General features: G+C 66.1%; 21 protein-coding genes. 14 read left to right on the forward strand and 7 right to left on the reverse strand.

The genetic code is table 11. The features are described from left to right. Position 1 precedes the first annotated feature (1 nt). A complete protein-coding gene (locus tag FHY19_RS07990; RefSeq protein ID WP_259164249.1) occupies positions 2-1,861 on the reverse strand; it encodes a ferrous iron transporter B in 1,860 nt (619 codons plus the stop codon). Then, the gene (locus tag FHY19_RS07995) at positions 1,858-2,106 is read right to left on the reverse strand and encodes a FeoA family protein (RefSeq protein ID WP_046962549.1); all 249 of its coding nucleotides are present in this window, start codon (positions 2,104-2,106) and stop codon (positions 1,858-1,860) included. The genes FHY19_RS07990 and FHY19_RS07995 overlap by 4 nt, the downstream gene beginning before the upstream one ends. 116 nt (positions 2,107-2,222) lie before the next feature. Here FHY19_RS07995 and FHY19_RS08000 point away from each other — a divergent pair, with 116 nt between their 5' ends. From FHY19_RS08000 to FHY19_RS08030, 7 genes are all read left to right on the forward strand, one after another. After that, entirely contained in the window at positions 2,223-3,020 is a 798-nt protein-coding gene (locus FHY19_RS08000; RefSeq protein WP_259166333.1) for an enoyl-CoA hydratase-related protein, read from the forward strand. Between the two features lie 46 nt (positions 3,021-3,066). Then, on the forward strand, positions 3,067-3,960 hold the full coding sequence (locus FHY19_RS08005) for a hydroxymethylglutaryl-CoA lyase (RefSeq protein ID WP_259164251.1): 894 nt from the start codon (positions 3,067-3,069) through the stop codon (positions 3,958-3,960). 126 nt (positions 3,961-4,086) lie between these two features. Then, complete coding sequence (locus FHY19_RS08010; protein WP_259164255.1) at positions 4,087-4,674, forward strand: hypothetical protein; 588 nt, start codon at positions 4,087-4,089, stop codon at positions 4,672-4,674. Between the two features lie 38 nt (positions 4,675-4,712). Further along, positions 4,713-5,237: a hypothetical protein gene (locus FHY19_RS08015; protein WP_259164257.1), complete on the forward strand. Its 525-nt coding sequence runs from the start codon at positions 4,713-4,715 to the stop codon at positions 5,235-5,237. A gap of 83 nt (positions 5,238-5,320) precedes the next feature. Next, entirely contained in the window at positions 5,321-6,091 is a 771-nt protein-coding gene (locus tag FHY19_RS08020) for an SDR family NAD(P)-dependent oxidoreductase (protein ID WP_259164258.1), read from the forward strand. A 100-nt stretch (positions 6,092-6,191) separates the two neighbouring features. Further along, positions 6,192-6,758, forward strand: coding sequence for an elongation factor P-like protein YeiP (gene yeiP / locus FHY19_RS08025; protein ID WP_259164267.1), 567 nt, complete (start codon positions 6,192-6,194; stop codon positions 6,756-6,758). After that, entirely contained in the window at positions 6,758-7,138 is a 381-nt protein-coding gene (locus FHY19_RS08030) for a hypothetical protein (RefSeq protein WP_259164269.1), read from the forward strand. The genes yeiP and FHY19_RS08030 overlap by 1 nt, the downstream gene beginning before the upstream one ends. A gap of 246 nt (positions 7,139-7,384) precedes the next feature. Here FHY19_RS08030 and FHY19_RS08035 read toward each other — a convergent pair whose 3' ends face one another. From FHY19_RS08035 to FHY19_RS08045, 3 genes are read right to left on the reverse strand one after another with little or no spacing between them, the layout of a single operon-like run. Continuing rightward, a complete protein-coding gene (locus tag FHY19_RS08035; protein ID WP_259164270.1) occupies positions 7,385-9,256 on the reverse strand; it encodes a DUF4105 domain-containing protein in 1,872 nt (623 codons plus the stop codon). Continuing rightward, positions 9,253-9,546 (reverse strand): DUF2388 domain-containing protein, encoded by a 294-nt coding sequence (locus tag FHY19_RS08040; RefSeq protein WP_046962540.1) that lies wholly within the window; start codon positions 9,544-9,546, stop codon positions 9,253-9,255. Before FHY19_RS08040 ends, FHY19_RS08035 begins: the two co-directional genes overlap by 4 nt. 33 nt (positions 9,547-9,579) lie before the next feature. Beyond that, positions 9,580-10,998 (reverse strand): FAD-binding oxidoreductase, encoded by a 1,419-nt coding sequence (locus FHY19_RS08045; protein ID WP_259164273.1) that lies wholly within the window; start codon positions 10,996-10,998, stop codon positions 9,580-9,582. Positions 10,999-11,206: 208 nt separating this feature from the next. Between FHY19_RS08045 and serA the strand changes: the two genes are divergently transcribed. Continuing rightward, on the forward strand, positions 11,207-12,448 hold the full coding sequence (gene serA / locus FHY19_RS08050) for a phosphoglycerate dehydrogenase (RefSeq protein ID WP_259164286.1): 1,242 nt from the start codon (positions 11,207-11,209) through the stop codon (positions 12,446-12,448). A 235-nt stretch (positions 12,449-12,683) separates the two neighbouring features. Here the strand turns inward: serA and FHY19_RS08055 are convergent, their stop codons facing one another. Then, positions 12,684-13,232: an NUDIX hydrolase gene (locus tag FHY19_RS08055; RefSeq protein ID WP_259159799.1), complete on the reverse strand. Its 549-nt coding sequence runs from the start codon at positions 13,230-13,232 to the stop codon at positions 12,684-12,686. A gap of 178 nt (positions 13,233-13,410) precedes the next feature. On the opposite strand from FHY19_RS08055, the gene FHY19_RS08060 reads away from it, so the two are divergent. From FHY19_RS08060 to FHY19_RS08085, 6 genes are all read left to right on the forward strand, one after another. Next, positions 13,411-14,883, forward strand: coding sequence for an amino acid permease (locus FHY19_RS08060; protein ID WP_259159797.1), 1,473 nt, complete (start codon positions 13,411-13,413; stop codon positions 14,881-14,883). 73 nt (positions 14,884-14,956) lie between these two features. Next, positions 14,957-16,387, forward strand: a complete 1,431-nt coding sequence (locus FHY19_RS08065) for an amino acid permease (protein WP_259159795.1) — start codon at positions 14,957-14,959, stop codon at positions 16,385-16,387. 742 nt (positions 16,388-17,129) lie between these two features. Continuing rightward, on the forward strand, positions 17,130-17,783 hold the full coding sequence (locus FHY19_RS08070; protein ID WP_104615450.1) for a methylthioribulose 1-phosphate dehydratase: 654 nt from the start codon (positions 17,130-17,132) through the stop codon (positions 17,781-17,783). A gap of 36 nt (positions 17,784-17,819) precedes the next feature. After that, positions 17,820-18,386 (forward strand): acireductone dioxygenase, encoded by a 567-nt coding sequence (locus tag FHY19_RS08075; protein WP_259164300.1) that lies wholly within the window; start codon positions 17,820-17,822, stop codon positions 18,384-18,386. A gap of 2 nt (positions 18,387-18,388) precedes the next feature. Beyond that, positions 18,389-19,087 carry an acireductone synthase gene (mtnC, locus tag FHY19_RS08080; protein WP_259164307.1) on the forward strand — a complete coding sequence of 233 codons (699 nt, stop codon included), beginning with the start codon at positions 18,389-18,391 and terminating at the stop codon, positions 19,085-19,087. Between the two features lie 516 nt (positions 19,088-19,603). After that, entirely contained in the window at positions 19,604-20,644 is a 1,041-nt protein-coding gene (locus FHY19_RS08085; protein WP_259166338.1) for a C13 family peptidase, read from the forward strand. A gap of 427 nt (positions 20,645-21,071) precedes the next feature. Here the strand turns inward: FHY19_RS08085 and FHY19_RS08090 are convergent, their stop codons facing one another. After that, the gene (locus FHY19_RS08090) at positions 21,072-22,658 is read right to left on the reverse strand and encodes a calcineurin-like phosphoesterase family protein (RefSeq protein WP_259164309.1); all 1,587 of its coding nucleotides are present in this window, start codon (positions 22,656-22,658) and stop codon (positions 21,072-21,074) included. Between the last annotated feature and the right edge of the window lie 252 nt (positions 22,659-22,910).

Genomic DNA, 22,910 nt, shown 5'->3' on the forward strand with positions numbered 1-22,910 from the left:
GTCAGCCGGCGCCAGACAACACGGCCAACTGGTAGGTCACCAGCGAGGCCAGGTAGGCCAGTGCGAACAGATAGACCGCACTGATGGTCATCTGCTTCCACGAGTTGGTCTCGCGCTTGATCGTGGCCAGGGTGGAGATGCACATCGGCGCGTAGATGTACCAGACCAGCAGCGACAGCGCGGTGGCCAGCGACCAGCCATCGCTGATCAGCGGCGACAAGGCCTGCGCCGCTGCATCGTCATCGGCAGCCGACAGCGCGTAGACGGTCGCCAACGACGCCACTGCCACTTCGCGCGCGGCCAGGCCGGGAATCAACGCGATGCAGATCTGCCAGTTGAAGCCTAGCGGCGCGAAGAACACCGCCATCGCGTGACCGATGCGGCCGGCAAAGCTGTAGTCGATCGGCGGCAAGGTCGCATCGGCCGGCGCGGCCGGGAACGACAACAGGAACCACAGCAGAATGGTCAACGCCAGGATGATGCCGCCGACGCGCTTGAGGAAGATCCAGGCGCGCTCCCACAACCCCAGCGCCAGATCGCGCAGGTGCGGCACGCGGTAGGACGGCAGCTCCAGCATCAACGGATGCTCGCTCTTGTCGCGACGCCACTTCTTCATCGTCCACGACACCAGCAACGCACTGAAAATTGCCACGGCATAAAGCGCGAACAGGATCAGCCCTTGCTGGTTGAAGATGCCCCACACGGTTTTTTGCGGAATGAAGGCGCCGATCAGCAGCGCATACACAGGCAAGCGCGCCGAGCACGTCATCAGTGGTGCAACCATGATGGTGGCGAGCCGGTCGCGCGGGTCCTGGATGCTGCGCGTGGACATGATGCCCGGCACCGCGCACGCAAAGCTCGACAGCAACGGAATGAACGAGCGCCCGGACAGGCCGGCCGCCGCCATCATGCGATCGAGCAAAAACGCCGCGCGCGGCAGATAACCGGATTCTTCCAGCGCCAGGATGAAGGCGAACAGGATCAGGATCTGCGGCAGGAAGACGATCACCCCGCCCAGGCCGGTGATGATGCCGTCCTTGAGCAGGCTGTTGAGCGGGCCCTCCGGCAGCGTGGTGCCCACCCACTCGCCCAGCATCGCGGTGCCGGCATCGATCAGGTCCATCACCGGGGTGGCCCAGGCATACACCGCCTGGAAGATCAGGAACATCACCACCGCCAGCGTCACCAGCCCCAAGATCGGGTGCAGCAGCCAGCGGTCCAGCGCATCGTCCACGCGCGAGGTCCGCGTCGGCATGGTCACCGCCGCACTCAGGATCTGCCGCACCTGCGCATGGTAGTTGCCATCGGCAGGCGGCGTGGCGCTCGGTGCCGCCAGGCTCGCGGCCTGCGCGTCGATGCGTTCGACCAGCGCCTTGGCGCCGCCGCGTCGCACCGCCACGGTCTCCACCACCGGCACGCCGAGCGCCTGCTCCAAGGCCGGCAGATCGATGACGATGCCCCGTCGCTGCGCCGCGTCGACCATGTTCAGCGCCACGATCATCGGCCGCCCCAGCTCGCGCAGCTCCAGCGCGAAGCGCAGATGCAGGCGCAGGTTGGTCGCATCCATCACGCACACCAGCACGTCCGGCGCAGGCTCACCGGGATAGAAGCCACGGCACAGGTCGCGGGTGATCGCCTCGTCCAGGCTGGCTGGCTGCAGGCTGTAGGCGCCGGGCAGATCGAGCACCGCAAAGTCGCGCCCGGACGGCGCACGAAAATGCCCCTCCTTGCGTTCGACGGTGACGCCGGTGTAGTTGGCCACCTTCTGGCGGCTGCCGGTCAGCTGGTTGAACAACGCAGTCTTGCCGCTGTTGGGGTTGCCCACCAGCGCCAGACGCAACGGCACGGCGGCCGCCGTCATGCCGATGCTCCGTCTTGCCGCACCTGCACGCGCGCGGCCTCGCTACGACGCAACGCAAAACGCGTGTAGCCGACCTGCACCAGCAACGGTTCGCGGCCGACCGGCCCGGTCGCCAGCACCGTGACCTCCTCGCCTGCGACAAACCCCAGCTCACGCAGACGCCGGGCGATCGTGTCGTTGGGAAGACGATCCTCCACGGAGTCCACGATGGCGGCGCAATGCAAGGGCATGTCGGACAGCGTCACAAAGACGGCCTGCTTGTTAGGAATGGTTCTCAATTCTAGCATCGACGCACCGCGTCATGGCGCCAGCGACCCGTGCCGCTATCATGGTTCGCATCCCATTCATGGACGTTGACGCAATGCAGGACACCGGCTTGATCGTGGAGGACCTGGGAGCGGTCCGCACGTTGCGACTGAACCGCCCGGCGGTGCACAACGCCTTCGATGCGACCTTGATCAGCGCGCTCACCGACGCCTTGCGGCAGGCTGGCCAGGCAGCGCAGATCCGGGTGGTGGTGATCACCGGTGCGGGCGCGGCGTTCTCTGCGGGCGCAGACCTGAACTGGATGCGCGGCATGGCCGGCGCCAGCGAAGCCGACAACGCGGCCGATGCGTTCGCCCTGGCGCGCCTGATGCGCACGCTGGACGAACTGCCCAAGCCCACCATCGCGCGCGTCAACGGCGCGGCGTTCGGCGGCGGCGTGGGCCTGGTGGCGTGCTGCGATATCGCCATCGGCTGCACCGAGGCGCGCTTCGGGCTGACCGAGAGCAAGCTCGGCTTGTTGCCGGCGGTGATTTCGCCGTACGTGATCGCAGCGATCGGCGCACGCCAGGCACGCCGCTGGTTCGCCACCGGCGAGATCTTCGACGCCGGTACTGCGCAGTTATTGGGGCTGCTGCATCAACTGGTGGCAGCCGATCAACTGGATATCGCGGTGGAGCGGCAGGTGCGCCTGCTGCTGGCCGCCGCGCCGCTGGCCGCCAGCACTGCCAAGTCGTTGGTCCGCTCGGTGCTGCCGGCCGCCGACCGCGATGCCATCGATGCCGCCAACGCCGCATGGATCGCCCGCTTGCGCGTCTCGCCCGAAGGCCAGGAGGGCCTGGGCGCATTCCTGGACAAACGCTCCCCGGCCTGGGTGCCGGAGAACGTGGCATGAGCACCCGGGCGGTTGCCCGCACCGCTGCAGGCAGCGGGGCTCGGACATGAGCGACTTCGTGCGCATTGTCGAGGTCGGCCCGCGCGACGGGCTGCAGAACGAGGCGCAACCGATCGCCACCGCCGACAAGATTGCGTTGATCGATCGGCTGTCGGCTACCGGCCTGCGCACCATCGAGGCGACGAGCTTCGTCAGCCCGCGCTGGGTGCCGCAGCTGGCCGACGCGGCCGAGGTCTTTGCCGGCATCACACAGGCACCTGGCATCGCCTATCCGGTGCTGGTGCCGAACCTGCAGGGCTACACCCGCGCGCAGGCGGCCGGCGCGCAGGAGGTGGCGGTCTTCACTGCGGCGTCGGAGGCCTTCAACCGCACCAATACCAATGCGGGTATCGACGAATCGCTCGAGCGCTTCCGGCCGATCCTTGCGCAGGCCGCCCTCGACGGTGTGCGCGTGCGCGGCTACGTCTCCACGGTGCTGGGTTGCCCGTATCAAGGCCAGGTGCCGGTGGCGGACGTGGTGGATGTCGCGCAGCGGCTGTACGCGCTGGGCTGCTACGAAATTTCGCTGGGCGACACCATCGGCGTCGGCACCCCGCGCAAGGCGCGCCAGATGCTGGCCGCAGTGGCAGAGGCGGTGCCGATGCACGCACTGGCCGTGCATTTCCATGACACCTACGGGCAGGCGCTGGCCAATATCGCGGCCTGCCTGGAACAGGGCGTGCGCGTGGTCGATGCGGCGGTGTCCGGCGCCGGTGGTTGCCCGTATGCCAAGGGCGCCAGCGGCAATGTCGCCAGCGAAGATGTGGTGTATCTGCTGCACGGCTTGGGCATGTCGAGCGGGATCGACCTGCCCGCCCTCGCCCACACCGGCCGCTGGCTGGCGCACCTGCTGGGCCGCGAGACCGGCAGCAAGGTCGGCAGGGCGCTGGCAGCCGCGTAGCCTGCCTTTCGTCACGCCATCTTTACTTTTCGTGATAGATGTCGCATAAAAGCGGCGCCACCCGAATGGCCGGGTGCGCTTCTTCAGGGGGACATCGATATGTGTCGTAACACTGGACTGCGCGCATTGCGTGCGGCACTGGCATTGTTCTTGTGCGCCTCTTTGAGCGCATGCATCACCATGAAGTCGTACGTCGATCCCGCCTTGCCGGTTGTCACGCAAAGTCAGTTCACGGCGCCCAGTTCGCCGGACCCGGTCCTAGTGCTGTTCGAGTTCCGTACCAAGGGCAACGCTAACGCGCGTGCCACCGAAGACATGCGCAGCCGAGTGATCGCCGCAGTGGCGCAGTCGCATCAGTTTGGGCAGATCGGCGGCAACACACCCGGTGCCGGGCAATTGCGGCTGGTGATCGACAATGTTCCGCTCACCGATAACGCGGCGGCAAAAGGATTTGGCACAGGTCTAACGTTTGGTCTGGCTGGCAGCCTGGTCACCGATGGCTACATCTGCACCGCGGTCTACACGCGCGCAGGCAAGACCACGCAGACCACGGTGAAGCACGCACTCCACACTACGGTCGGCAACAAGGCGGGCCCGGCCGGATTGCCCGCCAAGACACCTGCCGAGGCCGCGAATGTGGTGGTCGATCAGCTCGTGCTCAACGCGCTGAAGCAACTTGCCGCGCAGGGCGCTTTCGTGGATTCCGGCGCTTGAACGGTGTAACGCGATGTCTCCTTCTGGCGGTGCTGTGCATGCTGCTACCGGCATGCGCCTCCCTGCAGACCCCCAAATATCAGCCCGGTATCGACAACAGCGCAGCGCTGCTTCGCCAACCGATCTCCGTCAGCGTGGGCAAGTTCGACGCAGCCGCTGGCGTGGAAAACCATTCCCTGAGCTTGCGTGGCAATCCACTCAAAAGCGGCGGCGATGGCACCTATGCGAGCTATCTGCGCGATGCATTGATCGAGGAGTTGGGTACAGCACAGGCGTTATCGACAAACAGCGCCGTTGAGCTGCGCGGGACGCTGACCAAGAACACCGTCAACGCGGCCGGCGTCAGGATCGGGCGCGCCCAGATCGGCGCCCGCTTCGTGCTCGTGCGTGATGGCATCGTGGTCTACGAGCGGGAGCTCTCCGTCGAACATCAGTGGGAAGCCTCCTTCATCGGCGCTGTGGCAATCGCGGCAGCGGTCGACAACTACGGCACGACGGTGCAGAAGCTGATCGGAGCGCTTGTCAGCGACCCCGCGTTCATCGCTGCCGCACGTGGCAGCTAGCCCGCTCGCACCTCCTGTCACTGCTAAGCGAGAGCGCGTCGCACTCGGCTAGAATGCGCGTTCTCCTGGGAGGGACAATAGCTATGAAGCCAGCTGAAACCTGCGCCGTCATCACCGGCGGCGTGTCCGGCCTGGGCCTGGCGGTGGCGCAACGCATCGTGGCCGATGGCGGCAAGGTCGCGCTGTTCGACGTCAATGCCGACAAGGCCGATGCGGCGCTGGCCTTGCTGGGTGCCGGCAATGCGCACTACCTGCCCACCGATGTCACCGACGAAGAACAGGTGGCCGCCAATGTCGCGCAGGCCGCGCAGGCGCTGGGCGGACTGAATCTTGTGGTGAACTGCGCCGGCATCCTCGGCGCAGGCCGTGTGCTCGGCAAGGAGGCGCCCATGCCGCTGGCGACCTTCCGCACCACCGTGCTGGTCAACCTGGTCGGCAGCTTCAATGTCGCCAAGGCCGCGGCCGATGTGATGCAGCACAACCCCGCCGGCGACGATGGCGAGCGCGGGGTGATCATCAATACCGCGTCGGTGGCCGCCTTCGAGGGCCAGATCGGCCAGGCCGCCTATGCCGCCAGCAAGGGCGGCGTGGTCGGCATGACGCTGCCGATGGCGCGCGAGCTGGCGCGCTTCGGCATCCGCGTGATGACGATCGCACCCGGCGTGTTCTGGACCCCGATGGTGGACGGCATGCCCGAGGCCGTGCAGCAATCGCTGTCGGCCTCGATTCCGTTCCCCTCGCGCCTGGGCCAACCCGACGAATATGCCGACACCGTCGCCTTCATCCTGCGCAATCGCTATCTCAATGGCGAAGTGATTCGCCTGGACGGCGGCGTGCGGCTGGCACCCAAGTAGCCGGGAATGGGGAATCGGGAATGGGGAATCGTAACGACGCCCTGCTCTCAGCGCCCCGGCCCCGGCTTTTTCGATTCCCCATTCCCAACTCCCGATTCCCATGAAAGCCAACGACATCAAGAAAGGCAACGTCGTCGAATACAACGGCGGCATCTACCAGATCCGCGACATCGAGCGCAGCTCGCCGCAGGGCCGCGGCGGCAATGTGCGCTTCCGCTTCATCATGTACAGCGTGCCGGGCGGGGTGAAGACCGATGCCAGCTTCGATGCCGACGACAACCTGCCGGAAGTGGAACTGCTGCGTCGCCTGTCCACGTTCTCGTACAAGGATGGCGAGGCATTCGTGTTCATGGACGACGAAGACTTCACGCCTTACACCCTGGACGCCGATGTGATCGGCACCGATGCCGGCTACATCACCGACGGGCTGACCGGCATCTATGTGCAGGTGATCGACGACCAGCCGGTGGCGGTGCAGCTGCCGCAGACGGTAACGCTGGAAGTGGTCGAGACGCCTCCGGAACTCAAGGGCGGCACCGCCACCAAGCGCCCCAAACCGGCCAAGCTCAACACCGGCATGGAAATCATGGTGCCCGAGTACATCACCAACGGTGAGCGCGTGCTGGTCAACACCAGCACCGGCGAGTTTGCCGGCCGCGCCGACTGATGCGTCGCCTGGCCGTTGCCCTGACCCTGGGGCTGCTGGCTGCCTGCACCGCAGAACCGGCGCCTGCGCCGGCCTCCGCAGCGGCCCCCTGCACCGACCCGAAAGTGGAAGACGAATGGCTGCAACATCCGGCAGGCCTGTGCGGCATGCCGGAGGATGTGCGCAAGCTGGTAGAGGACTACGACACCTGCGAACACTTCGCCGGCGAAGAACCCTACGACGCCGACCGCCGCCACGAAATCGAGGTGGCGGTGGCGCAGTTCTGCACACCCGCACCGGCGCGCCTGGCCAAACTGATGCAGCGCTACCGCAACGATGCGCATGTGAGCCAATGGTTGCGGCAGTACGCCACCCAGGCGGATTTGCAGCCAGCGACCTGAGCAGTGCATTCACCGGTCTGACGGCTTGTTGCAGCTGCGACTGTAGCAAGCCGCTCACTCACGATGGAAATGGAAAGTGCCAAACGCCGGGTATCCCGGCCACCTTCGCAGTGCAATGCTGCAGACGCGCCATTGGTCGGCGTCGACTCACCAGCAATCGTCTCAACGGCATTCAAGTCGCGGGCCTGTCCGTCTGCCGGCTGCACTGGCGATGTCTGCAACCTGGCCATCAACCGACGCGCCACCTCAGCGTTCAGTTGCCACCCGCTGCTCCGGCACTGCCGCAACTGCCTGCACCGGCTGCGCAAGCATCCGCAAGCGTGCCCGCAGCGTCTCCACGTTCGCCTCGGCCTGCTCCAGATCGGCACGCAACCCGGCCGACAGCTGCTGGCGACCCAGGGCCTGCAATTGCCTCCACCCTTCGGCCAGGCCGCCGCTCGCCTGCGCAACCTGCACACTGACGCGCTGCTGCTCGTCGGCCTGCGGTAGTCCGTAGCCGGGGCCGTCGAGCAGTGCAGCCGGGTGACTGAGTTGCGCCTGCCGGGCGAACAGGCCATGCAGCTGATCCTGCACGGCTGCACGCTCGGCAATGCCGGGCCGCAACAGGCGCTTGAGTGCATCGCGCGCGACCAGTTCCTGTCGCCGTAATGCGGCTTGCTCCAGCAGCAGTGCGGCTGCGGTTTCGCGCAGGCCGCCGCGGTCCAACCACTGCGCGCGTGCGCCAGGTGCGGCATCCAGCCATTGCGCCACGCTGGTTTGCGGCACCGGGATGCCACGCCGAAGCACGTCGAACATGGCCTGATAATGCGCCGCCGCCGATTCGAAGTAATAGCCCTGACGTGTCGCCTGCGCGCGGTCGTCCAGCACGTGCAGATCGGCAAGGCCCGCGCGTTCCAGGCGCTGGCGCACGCCGCGCGGGGTGATCGATGACAGGCCGGCGGCAGCCAGGCGCGGCACGCCGTCGTGCAGCAACTTGTAGGTTTCCACCGCGCAGTTGTTGCTGATGAAGTAATAGCGCCCGTCATAGCTCCAGTGCACCTGCGCGGCGCGCGTCAGCAGCGCGGCGATCTCATCCGGGCTCAGCGCCAGCGGCACCGACGACAGGGCACGCAGCTCCACCTTGGTGTACTCGTCGATGACCTGGTTCAGCGGCAGCACGAATAATCGCGACGGGTACGACCCGGTCAGCCCGCGCCAGCTGGAAATCTGCACATCGCCGACGAATGCACGAAACGACAGCACGCGGTGATACTGCAGATCCAGCCGGCATGCTGGCCCTGGCACGCGACCGGGCGCGCAGATCACCAGGCGCAACATGCTGTGGCCCCAGCGGCTCATCGGCTGCTCGTTGCCTTCGGCAAGCAGGTAGTCCACCGCATAGACCCGCGCCGGATCCAACGTCAGCAACGACATCGCACCGGCATCGTTGTCGGCCTGCAGATACGGCAAGGTCGGCGCGCACGCGGCGACAGCCTGCGGTGGCCCTAGCCGCTCGGAAAACCACGCCGCAAGCGCCGGACGGCGGCAGGCGTAGTCCGCATCCAGCACGTAATGTTCAAGATTGACCGCGAAAAATTCGGCCGGGCTATGCCGCTCGTAGGCATCCGGGCTGCGGTCGCTGAAGCGGTTTGCGCCGCGTCCGACCCGCCACGGACGCACCTGCCAGCCGGCAAGATCGCGCAGGCGTGGGTCGCGCGACAACGCGCTGCCCGCTCCACGGTCGCGCACATGCGCCAATTCGTGCACCAACGCCGCCATCGCCGCGCGTGTGGCCGGCGCGCCGATGTCAGTGCGTGCGCTGGCAGGCTGCATGCTCCAGGCGTGCAACAGCGCATGATCGAGCAGGATGCGATTGCCGATGGCGCGGCCATGCACCTGCGCCGGCAGGTCGCGGCGCCACTGCAATTGAATGGCTGCCGCATCGCGCTGTCCCCACCCTGTCGGCAACCGGTGTTGAACCTGCTGCACCAGCGCCTGGCTGGCTGCGCGTTCTGACGGGGTCAGCTCCGATGCGACAACCGACACCTGCAGCGTGGGCGAACGCTGCGATTGGGCGTGCGCCGCCGGTGCGATCGCTGCGGCCAGCCACAGCCATGCGCACCGGCGACGACGAGTCACTGCGCCAGGATGGACTGAGCCAGTTCCAGGTCGCTGGACGCGCGCGCCGCATCGCTGCGACTGCGCAACTGCAGCAATGCCGCTTCCAGACGCGCGCCGCGGATGGCACCGTCGCTGGCCACGAAGCCGGCTGCATCTTCGCGCGCGTCGGCAACCACCTTGTCGTCGCCGGAACTGCTGCTGTTGGACGAACCGGCCGACGACGCGCCGGCCGAGGTTCCCGCAAGACTGGATGCGGCGGCTGCCAGCGGCAGCAGGGTCAAAGCACAAAACACCAGGGAGCGCATCATCGGCGTGTCATTCCATGTGAGGTGGTGAAAAGACTACCCGGCAGTCGCTGCGCCGGGCACCTCGTCCATGTCGAACAGCTTGCCGGGATTCAGCAAAAGATGAGGATCGAGCACATGTTTGACGCCGCGCATCACCGCGATTTCAGCGGTAGAGCGCGTGCTCCACAGGTAGGGCTTCTTGACCAGCCCGATACCATGCTCGGCAGAAATGCTGCCGCCAAAGCGCTGCAGCGCATGTGCCAGCACCTTGGTGACCTGATCGCAGGCCGTCACGAAATCGGCCTGGCTGGTGGCGTCGGGCTTGAGCACGTTGATATGCAGGTTGCCGTCGCCGATATGGCCGAACCACACCACATCGAAATGCGGGTACGCCTCGCCGAGCAGTGCCTGGGTTTCGGCCAGAAACGCCGGCATGGCCGAGATGCGCACCGATACGTCGTTCTTGTAGGGGGTGTAGCGCGCCACCGCTTCGGTGATGCCCTCGCGCAGCCGCCACAGTTGCGCGGCCTGCGCATCGCTCTGGCTGATCACCCCGTCGCTGACCCAGCCCTGCTCCATGCAGGTTTCGAACGCCGCCATCGCCGCGGCTTCCTGCGCCTCGTCGCCGGCGGCGAATTCGGTGACCACGTAATACGGATGGACCTCGGCAAAGGGAGCCTGCGCGCCGTGCGCAAGCACGTGTTCCAGTGCGCGGTCGGTGAAGAACTCGAACGCTTCCAGCCGCAGTTGCGCGCGGAATGCGGCAAACACCTGCATCAACACCTCGAACGAGGGCAGCGCCAGCAGCATCACATTGCTCGGCGGCGGCGGGTCGGTCAGCCGCAGCGTCGCTTCGACCACGATACCGAGCGTGCCTTCGGAACCGATCATCAGATGACGGAAATCGTAGCCGCTGGAATTTTTCACCAAGGCATTGTTGAGCGCGAGCAGCTCGCCGCCGCCGGTGACCACTTTCAGGCCGGCAATCCATTCGCGGGTGTTGCCATAGCGGATCACGCGAATGCCGCCGGCATTGGTGGCGATGTTGCCGCCGATCGAGCAGGAACCACGTGCGGCGAAATCCACCGGATACACCAGGCCATGCTCGCGCGCGGCGTTGTGCACCGCTTCCAGCGGCATGCCGGCCTGCACGGTGAGCGTGCGATCCACCGCATTGAAGTCCAGCAGCTTGTTCAGGCGCTCCAGGCTGAGCACCAGCTCGCCGTTGGCGGCTACCGCGCCGCCGGACAGACCGGTGCGCCCGCCCGATGGCACCACTGCCATGCCTTGCGCGTTTGCCCACTGCATCACGGCCTGCACTTCCTCGACCGAGCCTGGCAGTGCGATGGCTAACGGGTTCGGCGTCCAGCGCCGGGTCCAGTCGCGGCCGTAATGCTCCAGGTCGGCCGGATCGGTTTTCAGACGCAGTGCCGGCACGGCCTGTTGCAACGAAAGAATGCGGGGATCGGTCATGGCACACGGCGCTGCAGTAGGAACCACACAGCGTGCCAGTGCGCGCCGGCCTCGTCCAGCCGCACTGCCAGTCGCCGCGAACGCGTTCGATTCAGCTGAAACCGTTGCGGCGCAAGGGCTGCGCCACTGCGAACAGTGCGTTGCGGGCGCCCCATCGGGCACCCCATCTGGCATAGTTGCCGACCCGATTGCTGCGTTGCGCTCCCCCATGTCGCCGAAGAGAACCTCGTTTCCCAAGCAGGACATCCGCGTGCTGTTGCTGGAAGGCATCAGCCCGACCGCGGTGGATGTGTTCCGCGCCGCCGGTTATTCGCAGATCGAACTGCACTCCAAGTCGTTGCCCGAAGACGAACTCATCGCGCGCATTGCCGAGGCGCATATCGTGGGCATCCGCTCGCGCACGCAGTTGAGCGCGCAGGTACTGGCGCATGCCAAGCGCCTGATCGCGGTGGGCTGCTTCTGCATCGGCACCAATCAGGTCGACCTGGACGCGGCCGAGCTGGCCGGCATTCCGGTCTTCAACGCGCCCTACTCCAACACCCGCAGCGTGGCCGAGCTGGTGATCGCCGAGGCGATCCTGCTATTGCGCGGCATTCCGCAGAAAAACGCCGAATGCCATCGCGGCGGCTGGTCCAAGTCGGCCGCTGGCAGCCACGAAACGCGTGGCAAGGTGCTGGGCATCGTCGGTTACGGACACATCGGCACCCAGGTCGGGGTGCTGGCCGAATCCTTGGGGATGCAGGTGATCTTCCACGACATCGAAACCAAGCTGTCGCTGGGCAACGCGCGCGCGGCGATCGACCTGGACGACCTGCTGGCGCGCTCGGACGTGGTGACCCTGCACGTGCCGGAGACTGCGTCCACCAAGGACATGATCGGCGCGACTGAAATCGCGCGCATGAAGCCCGGCGCGCATCTGATCAACGCCTCGCGCGGCACCGTCATCGATATCGACGCGCTGGATGCGGCGCTCACCTCCGGCCAGATCGGCGGCGCGGCGGTGGACGTGTTCCCGGTCGAGCCCAAGGGCAATGGCGATGTCTTCGAATCGCCGCTGACCGCACACGACAACGTGATCCTGACCCCGCACGTGGGCGGCAGCACGCTGGAAGCGCAGGACAATATCGGCATCGAAGTGGCCGCTAAGCTGGTGCGCTACAGCGACAATGGCAGCACCTTGTCGGCGGTGAATTTCCCCGAGGTCACCCTGCCCGAACACCCCGACAGCCTGCGGCTGCTGCACATCCACCGCAACGTGCCGGGCGTGCTGTCCAAGATCAACGAGTTGTTCTCGCGCCACAACGTCAACATCGACGGCCAGTTCCTGCGTACCGACGCCAAGGTCGGCTACGTGGTGATCGACGTCAGTGCCAGCGAGGCGCAGGCCACCGCGCTGAAGGAAGGCCTGGCCCTGATCGAAGGGACCTTGCGGACGCGGATCTTGTACTGATCCGTTGGTGCACGCGCGGCCCTCATCCGGCGCTTTGCGCCACCTTCTCCCGCACGCGGGAGAAGGCAGTGCAGGTCGTCCTTCTCCCCCTTGCGGGAGACAGAGAGTGCAGGTCGCCCTTCCCCCGCTTGCGGAGGACAGTGGGTGCAGGTCGCCCTTCCCTCGCTTGTTCCCTTCTCCCGCAAGCGGGAGAAGGTGCCCGCAGGGCGGATGAGGGCGCGCACCTCAGCCCCCATCACACGCCTCGGGCCATCCACTTCTCAGCCATGCGCCGCATCGACGGGTCCAGCTCCGGCTCGGCCAGCAACTCGGCGATCGGGCGCCACGCCAAAGCGAGCGACTCTTCGCTGACCGTGAAGGTCTCATCCGCACCCGCGACCACCACATAGCGCGCGTCGTAATGCCAGTGCCCGGCCACCTCGCCGCGCGCGGGGATCCAGTGGCGGTCCAGGTCTAACAACGCGGCGTCTGCCAACCGCAAACCGGTCAGACCGGACTCTTCTTCGGCTTCGCGCAAGGCCACCTGCGCCAGATCGCGGTCGCCGTCGGCGTGTCCGCCCAGCTGCAACCAGCGCTGCAGCTTGCGGTGATGGGTCAGCAGCGTGCGGCTGCCGTCGGCGCTGACCACCCAGGCCGAGCCGGTGAAATGACCTTCGACACGCTCGCGCACGAACGGATCGGTGGCATCGTCCAGCAGCTGCATGAACTGGTCGACCACGTCGGCCTCGTCCGGCCAGCGGGCGCGGTAGGCAGCCAGGTGCTGCCGCAGGGTTGCATCCACCATCTGTCGTTCTCGGTTGCGCATGGATCAGCGACCATTATCGCCATTCATGCTGCGTACGCGCTTGTCGTGAGCGTGTAGCTTTGGCAAGGTAGGCCGCTTGCCTGTCCCATTGGGATGCGGCGCACACCTTTCGCCCAGGCGCGCGCGCCTTCCGTTCTGCCACTTAGGGATGTACCGAATGCTGAAGTCTCTGTTGAGGGTCAAACCGATCGAGCCCGCTGGACATGTGGATGCGGGCGAACCGGTCGAAGGCAGCCTGCAGGGCGAAGCGACGCTGCAAAGGACCCTCACCGCCAAGCACCTGATCATGCTCGGCATCGGCGCGGTGATCGGCGCCGGCATCTTTGTCCTGACCGGCCAGGCCGCGGCCAATCACGCCGGCCCGGCGGTGATGTTGTCGTTCGTCTTCGCCGGCATCGCCTGCGCCTTCGCCGGCCTGTGCTACGCCGAGTTCGCGGCGATGATGCCGGTCTCCGGCAGCGCCTATTCCTACTCGTACGCCACTCTCGGCGAAGGCATCGCCTGGTTCATCGGCTGGTGCCTGGTGCTGGAGTACCTGTTTGCCGGTTCCAGCGTCGCGGTCGGTTGGTCGGCCTACCTCATCAGCTTCCTGACCGGCACGCTCGGTTTGCCGTTCCCGGCAGAGCTGGCGGGCGCGCCATTGACCTGGGACGGCCACGGCTTTGTCAGCTCCGGCAATCTCGTCAACCTGCCGGCCGTACTGATTGTCGGCGCGGTGAGCATGCTGTGCTACGTGGGCGTCACCCAGTCGGCATTCGCCAACGCGATCGTGGTGGCGATCAAGGTGGTGGTGATCTGCCTGTTCGTCGGCTTCGGCATCGCCTACATCGACCCGGCGAACTGGCACCCCTTCATCCCGGAGAACACCGGGCCGGGGCAGTTCGGCTGGGACGGGGTGTTCCGCGCGGCCTCCATCGTGTTCTTCTCCTATATCGGCTTCGACGCGGTCTCCACCTCCGCCGGCGAGACCAAGGACCCGCAGAAGAACATGCCGATCGGCATCCTGGTGTCGTTGGCAATCTGTACCGTCATCTACATCATCGTCTGCGCGGTGTTGACCGGATTGCTCCCGTATACCCAGCTTGGCACCGCCAAGCCGGTGGCCACCGCGCTGGAAGCGCACCCGCAATTGAGCTGGCTCAAGACGGCGGTGGAGATCGGCGCGATCGCCGGCCTGTCCTCGGTGGTGCTGGTGATGCTGATGGCGCAGCCGCGCATCTTCTACACCATGGCCAAGGATGGGTTGATGCCCAAACTGTTCGGCAAGGTGCACCCGAAATTCCGCACGCCATACGTCGGCACCATCTTCGTCGGTGTGGTCGCGGCGCTGTTGGCCGGGGTGATCCCGCTGAACGTGCTGGGCGAACTGGTGTCGATGGGCACCTTGCTTGCCTTCGCCACCGTCTGCGCCGGCGTGATGGTGCTGCGCTTCACCAAGCCCGAGCTGCCGCGCCCGTTCCGGGTGCCGTTGGCGATGGTGATCTGCCCGCTTGGCGCATTGGCCTGCCTGTTCCTGTTCTTCCAGGCCTTCCAGGAACACTGGAAAGTGTTCGTGGGCTGGACCGTGATCGGCCTGTGCATCTATTTCGGCTACGGCATCCACCATAGCCGTCTGGCCCGCAAGGCCTGACCCTCTCAAGACCGGCGTCCGCGCCGGTCTTCTCGTTCAACGATCGCGCGCAGCGCCAAGCCGGAACCGCTCCATGTTCAAACAACTTTGGGCCACCAAACACCCGCACGCCAGCCATGAGGCGGCCGACGGGCTGGGCCTGCAACGCGCGCTCGGTCCCTGGGGGCTGACTGCCCTGGGCATCGGCGCGGTGATCGGCGGCGGCATCTTCGTGATTACCGGGCAGGCCGCAGCCGACCATGCCGGCCCGGCGATCGTGCTGTCGTTCGTGCTTGCGGCGATCTGCTGCGCGTTCTGCGCCATGGCCTACGCCGAATTCGCCGCCATGGTGCCGGTGTCCGGCAGCGCCTACACCTACACCTACGCCACCTTCGGCGAATTGGCGGCCTGGTTCATCGGTTGGATGCTGGTGCTGGAATACGGCGTCTCCGCCTCTGCGGTGGCGGTCAGCTGGACCGGCTATTTCCTCAGCCTGCTGGAACACTTCGGCATCCATTTGCCGGCCGCCCTGGTCAGCGCACCGCTGGACGGCAAACTGCAGCGCACCGGCGCGATCGCCAACCTGCCCGCTGCCGGCATCGTGCTGTTGCTGACCTGGCTGTGCTATGTCGGCATCCGCAAGTCGTCGGCGATGAACATGGCGATGGTGATCCTCAAGACCGGGCTGATCATCCTGGTCATTGCGGCCGGCTGGAAGTACGTCGACCCGGCCAACTGGCATCCCTTCATCCCCGCCAACGAAGCACCGGGCAAGTACGGCATGGAAGGCGTGCTGCGTGGCGCGGCGATGGTGTTCTTCGCCTATATCGGCTTCGAAGCGGTATCGGTGGCGGCGCAGGAATCGCACCGGCCGCAACGCGATCTGCCGATCGGCATGATGCTGTCGCTGGTGATCTGCACCGTGCTCTACATCGCCATGGCCGCAGTGATGACCGGCCTGGTGCCATTTACCCAGCTTGGCACCGATGAGCCGGTGGTGACGGCGGTGGCCGCGCACCCGCAGCTGGCCTGGTTGCGGGTGGTGGTGGAAGTCGGCGCGCTGATCGGCTTGTCGTCGGTGGTGCTGGTGATGATCATCGGGCAGCCGCGCATCTTCATGATCATCGCGCGCGACGGCCTGCTGCCGTCGATCTTTACCCGCATCCATCCCAAGTACCGCACCCCGCACATCAACACCGTGATCACCGGCGTGGGGATCGCCCTGCTGGCAGCGGTGTTCCCGCTGGACGTGCTGGGCGAGCTGACCTCGATGGGCACGCTGATCGCCTTCGCCGCCGTGTGCGCAGGCGTGCTGATCCTGCGTTACACCCATCCGGAACTGCCGCGTCCGTTCCGCATTCCGTTCGCCTGGCCGATCTGCATCGCCGGTGTGCTGAGCTGCCTTGCCCTGCTGTCGGCCATGACCCTGCACAACTGGATGCTGATGGGGGTGTGGACGCTGGTCGGGCTGGTGGTCTATTTCGGCTACGGCTATCGCCACAGCCGTCTGCGCGACGGTCGCTGAGCACGCGCGCGCGTCAGCAGCCACTGACAAAACGACCGCCCGCCGGTGTATGGCAGAGCGGGTGACAGGTCTTCGGCTCCTGGGCGGCTGATCTATGACTTGGCTGCAGGACCCTGATCTGCGGTTTGGTTGCAGGGCCCTTGCCCGCCCACCATCGCGGGACACGCCGTGAATCCGTCCATGGAGGCTCTTACGCGGCATCCATGCCGCGTAAGGTCCCGCGACGGTGGGCGGGCAAGGACCTGTCGAGATGGTCGGTGTGCATCGTTGAAAGCAAAGGATGAGGTGCGATGGTCGAGCCACCGTGTCTCGACCCGCTTCTCGCCACCTTCCCATCGCAAGCCGAGCAGCAGGCAAGCGTTTAAACGCGCAACCTGCAAACGTCTCGCCTGCCGCCGCAGGCCGAGCGACATGCTTTCAAGAAAACAGCCGATCAATTGTCTGGTGCGGTGTCCTCGCCGGTTGCGGGACCGTGTGGCGGCATGGATGCTGCCACCGAGCCCCCAGGGACGGGTTCACGGCGTGTCCCGCAAGCGGTGAGGGCACCGCGCCCTCGACCGACTCAGCGTTTCACCTGGCCCTCTGACTGCCTCCGACAAGAGGCGGCTAACAAAAACCATTGCGTTCACCGCCTGACGCGCGCTCTTCATCGTCTGTCAGCCATTCGCGACCCGGGCGTGGCAGCAACAAACCCTGCTGCGCTGCACCTGACCGTAATCCGGCGGGGCAGTAGAATAGGTCCATGAATGCGACCACTGCCCCCCTGCCCTATAGCGCCGCCCGTCTGCACGAGCTGGCGCAGTTGCTGATCGGCAACATCCGCGAGCTGGCCCAGGCCGGCTGGACGCCAGCCACCAGCAGCAATTTCTCCCATCGCCTGGACGAACAGCACGCCGCGATCACCGTCTCCGGCCGCGACAAGGGCCGCCTGGTCGAAGAAGACATCATGGTGGTGGACTTCGATGGCCAGGCCGTTGGCCGCCCGTTGCGCCCGTCCGCTGAGACCCTGCTGCACACCCAGCTGTATCGCCGGTTCCCGGAGATCGGCTGCGTACTGCACACGCATTCGCCGGTACAGACGATTGCGTCCCGCCTGTATGCAGGCAGCGGGGTGATCCGCCTGGAAGGCTACGAACTGCTCAAGGCCTTCGAAGGCAATACCACCCACGAAACCGCGGTGGACGTGCCGGTGTTCGCCAACACCCAGGACATGCAGGTGCTGGCCGCGCAGGTCGACGCCTTGCTGGACAAACAGAGCATGTGGGGGTATCTCATCGAAGGACACGGCCTGTATGCCTGGGGCCGCAACATGGCCGAGGCACGCCGCCATCTGGAAGCGTTCGAATTCCTGCTGCATTGCGAACTCGAACTGCTGAAACTGCGCGGCCCGCGCTAAGTACCGTCCGCCCCCCCATTCGTGAGCCAGACCGCCATGAGCCGACTGCGTATCTTTGCCGACACCAACCCGACCACCCCGGAATTCGACAGCCGCGACGGCGAGTCGATCGCCGCCGAGCTGGTCAAGATCGGCGTGACCTTCGAGCGCTGGAAGGCCAGCCAGCCGGTGGAACCCGGTGCCACGCCCGAGCAGGTGATGGCTGCGTACCGCGCCGACATCGACCGCATCAGCGCAGAGCGCGGCTTCAAGACCGTGGACGTGGTGAGTATCGCCCCGGATAACCCCAAGCGCGACGAAATGCGCGCCAAGTTCCTGGACGAGCATTTCCACAAGGAAGACGAGGTGCGCTTCTTCGTCGCCGGCTCGGGCCTGTTCACGCTGCATGTGGACGACAAGGTCTACGAGATCGAATGCGTGAAGGACGACCTGATCGCGGTGCCCGACAGCACCTTGCACTGGTTCGACATGGGGCCGGAGCCGCACTTTGTGGCGATCCGCTTCTTCACCGAGCCGGACGGCTGGGTCGGCCACTTCACCGGCACCGAAATCGCCAAACAATTCCCCCGCTACGCCCCCGAGAAACCTCACAAGGCCAGCTGACGATGACACGACCGCAAGCGATCCTCACCGATATCGAAGGTACGACCAGCAGCATCTCGTTCGTCAAGGACGTGCTGTTCCCGTATGCACGCCGTGCCATGCCCGCCTACGTGCGCGAGCACGGCAACCACCCGCAGGTGCGTCACTGGCTCAACCAGGTGGCCGACGAGATTGGCGAAGACGTGCCGGACGAGGTGTTGATCGCCACGCTGCAGACCTGGATCGACGAGGACCGCAAGCACACCGCGCTGAAGGCCTTGCAGGGGCTGATCTGGGGCGACGGTTACAAGACCGCCGACTTCACCGCGCACATCTATGCCGATGCGGCGATCCAGCTGCAGGACTGGCACGCACAGGGCATCCCGCTGTACGTGTATTCGTCCGGCTCGGTGCCGGCGCAGAAGCTGTTCTTCGCGCATAGCGATGCGGGCGATCTGAGCGGCCTGATCACCGACTGGTTCGATACCGAAGTCGGCCCGAAGCGGGAGAGCGCCAGCTATCGCCGCATTGCCGAGCGCATCGGCGTGCCGGGCGCGGAGATCCTGTTCCTGTCGGACGTGATCGAAGAACTCGACGCCGCCCGGCGCGCCGGCCTGCGCACCGTGCTGCTGGACCGCCGCGAGGATTATCCGACCCCGCGCTCGGCCGAGGACGTGGGCAACCACCAGCGCGTGGAAAGTTTTTCGCAGCTGGTGTTTTGAGCCGGCAGGTTCGCTGAGACATCGGCTGTCGCGGTGCGGCAGCCGATGAGGGTGCAGGAGCGATGCGTCTCACGCGCCGGACTCGGCACCAGCGAGCCTTCGAGCCAGGCCTGATGCGAGTGGTCGACTCGTCTGCGACCACCGATCGCGGTCGCACGAGGACATCTCTTGCAGGCAGCAAGGCGGTGTCGAAGCCACTGCAGCGAGCTCGCCCGGCGCACACAGATTGCCAACGCATGCATGCGTCAGTGGAGCTGCCCGTTCGCCAGCTCCTGCATGCGCCAACGGGTTGGGCGACGGTGCGCAGCGTCTCGCAGGTCTGGACGTTGCCTTCTGGTCCGCGCATCGCCGCTGCCGGCTTGCGCAGTCGCCGCATCTGCCTGCGGGCAACCGCAGTCGCCTGACGGCAAGGTTCGTTCGATCGCTCCACGTACTCCCCTTCCCACCATCATCGAGGCATCGGCGTTGTCCCCATCGCTCCAATCACCCTTGGCGTCGCACGTGTTGGTACGCCGGATGCTGGTGCTGCTGGCCGTGGTCTTGCTGGTTGCCGGCTGTCATCCCGATGCGGGCGCGACCTTGCCGGCGCAGACCGCGGATGACGCGGCGCAGGTGGACCCGGTCGACCAGGCCGCATTGAAGAAGGCGCTGGTCGCGCTGCAAGCGCAGCGCCCCGGCGTCACCGACCTGTATGTCGTCGGCTTTGCCGGCGATGCCAGCGACGACGTATTTCGCAACGAAACGCTGTACCTCAGGCAATTGTTCGAACAACGCTTCGATGCGCGCGGCCGCGTGGTCACGCTGGTCAACAACCCGGACAACCTGGGCGAGCAGCCGTACGCACCGCTGGCGACTTACGACAATCTCTACGACACGCTCGCTGCGATCGGCAAACGCATGGATCGCAAGCAAGATGCGCTACTGCTGTTCGTCACCACCCACGGCACCGAGGACCACACGCTCTACGTCCAGGTGGATCAGAACGAAGAGGATTTCATCAGCCCGCAGGACTTGCGCAAGGCGCTGGACGATGCCGGCATCGACAACCGCATCATCGTGCTGTCGGCCTGCTATTCGGGTGGCTTCATTCCGGCGCTGCGCTCGCCGGACACGCTGATCCTGACCGCAGCACGCGCGGATCGGCCATCGTTCGGCTGTGGCAATACGTCCAATGCCACCTACTTCGGCCAGGCCTGGCTGATCGACGGCATGAACCACAGCGACGATCCGCTGGCCGCCTTTGCCATGGCCAAGACCGCGATCACCGCGCGCGAGAAACAGGACGGCGAGCTGCCGTCATTGCCGCAACAATCGCTGGGCCGGCGCATTGCGCCGGTACTGGCACGCTGGCGCGCCGGGCTGCACATCGGTCCGGCAGTTGCCTACCCGTACCCGCCGCTGGAGAACGCCCCCAACGCCGATGTGGACACCGACGCGCACGGCACAGCTGACGCCGAACCGGCAAGCGATACAGCCGAATCAGCGACGCCGGCACGGCCTGCGTCCCGACGGGAGGCCTCGCCCGACCAGACATCTGCAGCGCCGCCACAACGCTGAGCACTGAGACTAATTCTCATTTCGTCAGCGATGACGCCGCGTCGCTACACTCGCGCAGCCAGCCAGCATTGCGCCAGCCAGCACCGATCTTCGCCAGCGCGCCTTTGCCTGCCAGCCCGGATCTCAAGACGCCTCCTTCGTGGAGGCGTTTGCGTTTGTGGAACCCGACAAGGATTCCCTAGCAGCGCGCCGGTGCACGACGGGCCTCACCGCCACACACTGCAACACCGCCTTCCCGTAGGAGCGCACTTGTGCGCGAGGGCCCCTACCGCAAGACACTGCCGCACCACCTTCCCGTAGGAGCGCACCTGTGCGCGACGGGCCTTACCGCAAGACACTGCCGCGCCACCTTTCCGTAGGAGCGCACTAGTGCGCGAGAGGCCTTACCGCAACCCACTGCCACACCGCCTTGCACGCCCGCATCCGCTCAAGGGTCGGCACGCTGCAGGCGGTACACCGCGCGTGCGCTGTACTGCCCTGTCGGCAACGTAGCGCGCACCTCGATCGCATGTTCGCCAACGTCGAGCGTGGTGGGCAACGCGCTACGCCACAGATGCGTCGACACGGTGGCCTCGGGCGAGCGGTCGTAACCACGCAGCCCGGGCGCTGCATCGTCGCGCGCGTTCTCCGCAAGCAGGCCCGGGTCCGCGCGCTCGACACGCTTCATCGCCTGCCACGGCCCACCATCGATACGCGACTCCACCACGGTGGTGTCCTGCCCCATGAACACGTTTGCGTACACCCCCCAGGCCGGATACGCGCCCTGCCTCAGCACCTTGGGCGCAGACAGCGACAACTGCACATCGTCGGCCGCGCGTGCGACGTGATAGGCCAGCGTGTAGTCGCCGCTGGGCGCAACCTTCACCACCGCATACCCGTTGGGCGTGCCGTCGCTCATCGTCGCATCGGGAATGCCGTCGGCATCCTTGACCCCGGACCAGAACGCACCGCAGGCCGCACCGACATTGTATTCGTGCAGCGGGCGCGCGCCCTGCCAGCCTTCGTCCGCGCCATGATCCACCTGCCGCTGCGTATGGCTGTGCGCGCTGAGCACCAGCACATGCGGGAACTCGCTCAGCAGCGCGAACAGCCGGCTGCGGTCGGCGTGCCGGAAGGTCTCCTGCCCCGGGGCCGCATCGAACAACGGAATATGCATGCCCAGCACCAGCAGGCGATTGCGCGGCAGCTGCGCCAGATAGCTCTGCAGAAACACGAACTGGTCCTCGCGCAGACCACCCACATACGCCGGCTTGCCGCCCGGCATGTAGATCACATCGTCCACAAACACGAAACTGGCATTGGCTTCTTCCACCGCGTAAGTGTCCGGCCCGTACACCGCACGCCAGCTGTCGAGCGACTGCAGGTCGTCGCCGGCATCGATATTGAGATCGTGATTGCCGGGCACATGGAACCACGGCACGCCAAGCTGCGTGGTGACCTTGTTCAAGGCCGGATACAGGCTCAGATCGTCGCTGACGATGTCGCCCAGCGTGGTGCCGAGCCGGGCGGCAGTCTTGCCGACCAGCGGCGCCACGATATCGCGCTGGTAGTAGCCCACATCGGTCAGGCTGGCGGTCTGGCTGTCGGCGAATACCAGCATGTCGAACCCGGCGCCCGACGCCTCCGCACGCGGCGTCAGCGCAAAATCCCAGCCGTGCGTCTTGCGGCCAGTGGCGGCGATGCCGCGGTATTTGTGCTTGGCAGAGCCGCGCGGTGCGTAATGTCGCCAGAACCCCGGCAATCCGTCAGCGGTTGGCACAAACCGGCGATCGCCCGGCTTGATCACGAACACCGTCTGCCCGTCGCGCACCGGCAGGCGGTAGCGGCCCTGCGCATTGGTACGCACGATCTGCTCGCCGTTGGACACCGCCACATCGGCAAGGCCGGGCTCATCGGCAGCGCGGCCGGCACGCCCGTCGCGCTCTTCGTAGACGATGCCATCGACCACCGCATCGCGCGCATAGGCGCTGCCGCCGAACCCCACCAGGACTAGAAGAGCGAAGCGAAGCTGCATGCGTGTTCCCGCGCCAAGACCAGCGGAAATTGTACCTGCCAGGGCAACCGGCACGGCGCAGGCGTGCAAATCGCACCACACCACATCGCAGGAGCGCACCCGGGCGCGACGGGGCCTTATCGGTAACGCGTCGCGCCCAGGTGCGCTCCTACGCGGAGGCCGGCGAAACCCATACCTGCCGCGGCCACGGGAACGACGCGGCGGGCGTGCCGCACACCACGTCACACTGTAGGAGCGCACCCGGGCGCGACG

It is taken from the genome of Xanthomonas sp. 4461 (genome assembly GCF_024806475.1).
Lineage (GTDB): Bacteria > Pseudomonadota > Gammaproteobacteria > Xanthomonadales > Xanthomonadaceae > Xanthomonas > Xanthomonas arboricola_F.

Excerpts from the sequence above, each read along its gene's own strand:
- FHY19_RS07990 (WP_259164249.1), bottom strand. The coding sequence starts at position 1,861 with ATGACGGCGGCCGCCGTGCCGTTGCGTCTGGCGCTGGTGGGCAACCCC.
- FHY19_RS08000 (WP_259166333.1), top strand. The coding sequence starts at position 2,223 with ATGCAGGACACCGGCTTGATCGTGGAGGACCTGGGAGCGGTCCGCACG.
- FHY19_RS08005 (WP_259164251.1), top strand. The coding sequence starts at position 3,067 with ATGAGCGACTTCGTGCGCATTGTCGAGGTCGGCCCGCGCGACGGGCTG.
- FHY19_RS08015 (WP_259164257.1), top strand. The coding sequence starts at position 4,713 with ATGCTGCTACCGGCATGCGCCTCCCTGCAGACCCCCAAATATCAGCCC.
- FHY19_RS08020 (WP_259164258.1), top strand. The coding sequence starts at position 5,321 with ATGAAGCCAGCTGAAACCTGCGCCGTCATCACCGGCGGCGTGTCCGGC.
- yeiP (WP_259164267.1), top strand. The coding sequence starts at position 6,192 with ATGAAAGCCAACGACATCAAGAAAGGCAACGTCGTCGAATACAACGGC.
- FHY19_RS08030 (WP_259164269.1), top strand. The coding sequence starts at position 6,758 with ATGCGTCGCCTGGCCGTTGCCCTGACCCTGGGGCTGCTGGCTGCCTGC.
- FHY19_RS08040 (WP_046962540.1), bottom strand. The coding sequence starts at position 9,546 with ATGATGCGCTCCCTGGTGTTTTGTGCTTTGACCCTGCTGCCGCTGGCA.
- FHY19_RS08045 (WP_259164273.1), bottom strand. The coding sequence starts at position 10,998 with ATGACCGATCCCCGCATTCTTTCGTTGCAACAGGCCGTGCCGGCACTG.
- serA (WP_259164286.1), top strand. The coding sequence starts at position 11,207 with ATGTCGCCGAAGAGAACCTCGTTTCCCAAGCAGGACATCCGCGTGCTG.
- FHY19_RS08055 (WP_259159799.1), bottom strand. The coding sequence starts at position 13,232 with ATGGTGGATGCAACCCTGCGGCAGCACCTGGCTGCCTACCGCGCCCGC.
- FHY19_RS08060 (WP_259159797.1), top strand. The coding sequence starts at position 13,411 with ATGCTGAAGTCTCTGTTGAGGGTCAAACCGATCGAGCCCGCTGGACAT.
- FHY19_RS08065 (WP_259159795.1), top strand. The coding sequence starts at position 14,957 with ATGTTCAAACAACTTTGGGCCACCAAACACCCGCACGCCAGCCATGAG.
- FHY19_RS08070 (WP_104615450.1), top strand. The coding sequence starts at position 17,130 with ATGAATGCGACCACTGCCCCCCTGCCCTATAGCGCCGCCCGTCTGCAC.
- FHY19_RS08075 (WP_259164300.1), top strand. The coding sequence starts at position 17,820 with ATGAGCCGACTGCGTATCTTTGCCGACACCAACCCGACCACCCCGGAA.
- mtnC (WP_259164307.1), top strand. The coding sequence starts at position 18,389 with ATGACACGACCGCAAGCGATCCTCACCGATATCGAAGGTACGACCAGC.
- FHY19_RS08085 (WP_259166338.1), top strand. The coding sequence starts at position 19,604 with ATGCTGGTGCTGCTGGCCGTGGTCTTGCTGGTTGCCGGCTGTCATCCC.
- FHY19_RS08090 (WP_259164309.1), bottom strand. The coding sequence starts at position 22,658 with ATGCAGCTTCGCTTCGCTCTTCTAGTCCTGGTGGGGTTCGGCGGCAGC.